Raw genomic sequence first — 5046 nt, 5'->3', positions numbered from 1 at the left:
AGCAGATACAAAAAACAAAATTTTAACTCGAAGTGAAGTAGATGAACGTCTTACTTGGAAGTTGGAGGATATATTTTCTACTGAAGCGGATTGGGAAAAAGAATTTAAGGAAGTAGCGGAGTTAGCTAAAAAGGCCTCTTCTTATCAAGGAACAATAAGTTCTGGACCAGAAGCATTATTAGAAGTTTTAACATATCGTGACGAGCTAACTAGCCGATTACGTAAGCTATATACTTATGCTCATATGCGTAATGATCAAGATACTTCAAATAGTAAATACCAGGCTTTAGATAGCCGTATAAAGTCTTTATACGTAAAAGTTTCCACAGAGCTTTCATTTTTAGTACCTGAAATATTGTCCTTAGATGAAACGGTATTAGGAAATTATCTAAAAGAAAACAACGACCTCCAAGTATATAAACAAATGCTAGAAGAGATAAACAAAGAACGTCCGCATGTACTTCCGAAAGAGCAAGAGGCACTACTTGCTCAGTTTTCTGAAGTGACCGGAGCATCAGCGGATACTTTCGGCAAGTTAAACAACGCAGATTTGGAATTCCCCTTCATTAAGGATGAGAATGGCAATGAAGTACAGCTTACACATGGTCGCTATAGTAGATTTTTAGAAAGTGAAGATCGACGTGTGCGTGAGGATGCGTTTAAGGCTATGTACGAAACCTATGGTAAATTTAAAAATACATTTGCTTCTACTTTGAGTGGGAATATCAAAGCAGATAATGTTTATGCAAAGATCAGAAACTATACTTCTGCTAGAGAAGCTGCTTTGTCAGCTAACCACATTCCTGAATCGGTTTATGATAACTTAGTGGAAACGGTAAACAAGAATGTACATTTACTTCATCGATATGTCAGTCTTCGTAAAAAAGTTCTAGGTGTAGATAAGTTACATATGTATGATTTGTACACACCACTTGTAAAAGAATTGAAAATGGAGTATACGTATGAAGAGGCTTGTGCTGTAATGTTAGAGAGCTTTAAACCATTAGGTGAGGAATATGTATCTATCGTGAAAAAAGGTCTTGAGAGCCGTTGGGTTGATGTTGTAGAGACGAAAGGAAAGCGTTCTGGTGCCTATTCATCCGGTACTTATGGAACTAATCCTTATATATTAATGAACTGGCAAGATAACGTAAACAACTTATTTACACTTACTCATGAGTTTGGACATAGTATTCATAGCTATTATACTAGGGAAAATCAACCGTATGTGTATGGGGACTATTCTATTTTCGTTGCAGAAGTAGCGTCAACTTGTAACGAGGCTTTGTTAAATGATCATTTACTAAAAACAATAGAAGATCCTAAGAAACGAATTTATTTACTAAACCATTGGCTTGAAGGGTTTAGAGGGACAGTGTTTAGACAAACTATGTTTGCAGAGTTTGAGCATATCATTCATCAATTAGACCAAGACGGAGAAGCATTAACAGCTGATAAGTTTACAGAGGTGTATTACGAGTTAAACAAGAAATATTTTGGTGACGATATTGTTATAGATGAGGAAATTGGTTTAGAATGGTCTAGAATTCCTCACTTCTATTACAATTACTATGTATATCAATATGCAACTGGCCTAAGTGCCGCTACTGCACTGAGCAATCAAATCTTGTCTGAAGGACAGCCAGCGGTTGACCGTTATATTAATGAATTCCTTAAAGCTGGGTGCTCAGATTATCCAATCGAAGTTTTGAAAAAAGCTGGAGTAGATATGAACACAGCTTCTCCAATTGAAGAAGCTTGTAAAGTATTTGAAGAAAAACTAAATGAATTAGAGCAGTTACTGAGCTAATTCGAAAAAGCCACCTCTTAATAGAAGAGGTGGCTTTTACTTTAGAAAAGAAATTATATTCTGGAATAATGTTTGACGAATTTGTGAAAGTGAAGTACAAGGAGTTGTTTTTATTACTGGAGCATGCTAAAGTAAGAGTGTGAAATAAATCACAAGATAACATACACCCCTTTGTTTGAACGTGAACATTTCTCCCATCCCCTTTGTAAAAAACCCTTTCCTAATTGAGGAAAGGGTTTTTTCTTTTGGCTATATTAAAGTTATGGACAATTTTGACTAAACTTCTTTTTTATACCGACTGAATGACTATTAATAAATATAAATAGATTATGAAGTGTGGTTCTAGTGACTTTTCCGGCTTTGTTTATCTGAGTAAATTTATAAATAGGGATTTATGAATTATGACCCTTCTCCATTTATTGATTGGAGTGCCAGTCGGCGACTCCTACGGGATGAGTGAGACAGATAAGCCATCACAACCATGCGCGTAAGCGATGGGTGATGGCTTATCGCTCACCCCGAGGAAAGCGTCCGGCTGGCGCGGAAATCAATTCTACTTGCCGATTTAGAACACATCATAATTCAACCCTAGCCTTTAACATAGCCTTTTTATTTTAGATGATTCACTAAACATGAATTAGGAAGCAAGGGGGTATTTTAAGTCAGTGACTTTTTATAAGACGGATACTTTCATCAGTAAACTGTTTGAAAGTAAATCTACAAACAATAGACTCTCCAAAATATAAATGTAAACATTATAATGTTTGAATTTACAAACTATTTACATCTCCTTTATACCCACTCAATATACAAACTTTAAAGTAAGTCTTGTAAGACAGAAAATATACTTTAGGGGGAAATACCTGATGAAAAGCTGGAAATACTTTTTATTAACAACTATGGCAGGATTGACATTTGTTCTGGGAGCCTGCGGATCAGATTCTACAGAAGGAGCAGAGGCAGAATCCGATATTAGCTCATCAGAAGCGGGTGAACCCCAAGCAGAAGGTGTCTTGGAAGGGAAAGTTTCTGGAGATGGATCAAGCACGGTGGCGCCTATCTTAGAAGCAGTGGTAGAGGAGTATGCAGCTGAACAGTCCGAAGTACAGGTTACAGTGGGAGTGTCAGGAACAGGTGGAGGTTTTGAAAAGTTTATAGCTGGTGACACTGATTTTTCTAATGCATCACGCCCTATTAAAGAAGAAGAAGAGCAAAAGCTAGCAGAAGCAAATATTGATTTCTCAGAATTTCAAATTGCGTACGACGGATTATCCCTAGTAGTAAATAAAGAAAATGACTGGGTAGATTCTTTAACTATAGAAGAATTACAAAAGATGTGGATAGAAGATGGGACAAAGAAAAAATGGTCAGATATTAACCCAGAGTGGCCAGAGGAAGAGATTGTATACTACTCCCCAGGCACGGATTCTGGCACATATGACTACTTTGATGAAGTGATATTAGATGAAGCGGATTTGGTTAAAAGTGCAACGTTATCTGAAGATGACAATGTTCTTGTGCAAGGAGTACAAGGTGACAAAAATGCGATTGGTTTCTTTGGGTATGCATACTATCTAGCTAACCAAGAGACATTAAAGGTAGTTAAAGTAAACGGGGTTGAACCTACAAACGAAACAATCGAATCTGGAGATTATTCACCGTTGTCACGTCCCTTATTCGTTTACGCTAACAATCGTGCCATTAAAGAAAATCCAGCTTTCTATGATTTCATGAAATTTACCATTGAACATGCCGGTGATATGGCAGAAGCGGTTGGGTATGTGAGTTTACCTGAAGAAAACTATAATAAAGGGCTTGCAGACTTAGAGGCACTTAAGTAATAGAGATTTATATGTGGAAGATTTATGAGTAGCTTGCTGCTGCTCATTTCTTTCGTTGGAAAAGGGGGATTTACTGTGGTAAAAAGACTAACCGAGAGCACTTCCATTCAAGAACTAATCGTAAAATCTCGCGCAGGTAACTCTAAAAAATTTGAAAAGATTATTCCATATATCCTCATGCTTATTGCATCTGTCTCTGTCCTTACGACTTTTGGAATAATAATAACGTTAGTAGTAGAAACAATTATTTTCTTTTCCCGTATTTCGATTACAGAATTCTTATTTGGAACGGAATGGTATCCATTTGCAAATACAGAGCAGCTGTTTGGGATTCTGCCATTAATAGTAGGAACATTGAAGGTGGCTTTTATAGCTGGGATTGTTGCAGTCCCATTTGGTATTGGTTCAGCAATTTATTTAAGTGAATATGCAAGTGATAAAACAAGAAGAATTATTAAGCCTATTTTAGAAGTATTAGCAGGTATTCCTACTATTGTGTATGGTTTTTTTGCATTAACTTTTGTCACTCCTTTATTGCAACAGATCATACCTGATTTAAAAATATTTAATGCCTTGAGTCCAGGAATTGTCGTTGGCATAATGATTTTACCAATGATTGTTTCATTGTCGGAGGATGCCATGTCATCCGTACCAAACTCCATTAGAGAAGGCGCAGTAGCAATTGGCTCAACGAAATTAGAAGTAGCTTTAAAGATTGTCTTACCTGCTGCAGTTTCGGGAGTTATTGCTTCTATTGTGCTTGCCATGTCTAGAGCAATCGGCGAAACTATGATCGTTTCTTTGGCTGGGGGTTCAACCCCAAAGTTTGACTGGGATGTAACAGAATCTATTCAAACAATGACGGCCTACATTGTCCAAGTGTCTTCTGGTGATGCCGGTTATGGAACCACCATTTACTATTCGATCTATGCAGTAGGTTTTACATTATTCTTATTTACGTTGTTCATGAACTATCTTGCTCATGTTATATCGAAAAGATTTCGGGAGGAATATTAAATGAGATACGTGGAACATGAGACGGTAGTGAAAAGAATGACTAGTAGGCTGACGATAAATATGGTGTTTAAATTTATTTTTCTGTTAACTACATTATTTGCTTTATTAGCTTTGGGTATTTTATTCTACCGAATTATTTCGCAAGGTGCGGGTTACATTACACCTGAATTTTTTCAAAACTATGGTTCCAGATTTCCAGAAAAAGCAGGTATTAAAGCGGCATTGGTGGGATCTATTTGGTTGATGGGAGTTGTCGCTCCAGTTTCCTTAATATTAGGAGTTGGAACAGCAATATATTTAGAGGAATATGCAAAGAAAAATAAATGGAATGATTTTATAAGGATGAATATATCTAATCTAGCGGGAGTTCCCTCAGTT

Annotated in this window: 3 protein-coding genes and 1 pseudogene; all 4 read left to right on the top strand. The window is 36.7% G+C overall.

Features of this window, described 5'->3' with window-relative positions:
• Positions 1–1810, top strand: a 1810-nt coding sequence (pepF, locus tag AC06OU_RS02160; protein WP_475853652.1) for an oligoendopeptidase F, incomplete at its 5' end; no start/stop codon positions are given.
• A gap of 866 nt (positions 1811–2676) precedes the next feature.
• The gene (locus AC06OU_RS02155) at positions 2677–3651 is read left to right on the top strand and encodes a PstS family phosphate ABC transporter substrate-binding protein (RefSeq protein WP_475853650.1); all 975 of its coding nucleotides are present in this window, start codon (positions 2677–2679) and stop codon (positions 3649–3651) included.
• Positions 3652–3726: 75 nt separating this feature from the next.
• Positions 3727–4668 carry a phosphate ABC transporter permease subunit PstC gene (gene pstC / locus AC06OU_RS02150; RefSeq protein ID WP_475853649.1) on the top strand — a complete coding sequence of 314 codons (942 nt, stop codon included), beginning with the start codon at positions 3727–3729 and terminating at the stop codon, positions 4666–4668.
• Positions 4669–5046 (top strand): annotated as a pseudogene (locus AC06OU_RS02145) (phosphate ABC transporter permease PstA); the annotation flags it as partial.

It is taken from the genome of Psychrobacillus sp., from assembly GCF_056205495.1.
This window is presented reverse-complemented; position numbering and strand designations above follow the sequence as displayed.

Coding starts and splice junctions, on each gene's coding strand:
- AC06OU_RS02155 (WP_475853650.1), top strand. CDS start 2,677: ATGAAAAGCTGGAAATACTTTTTATTAACAACTATGGCAGGATTGACA.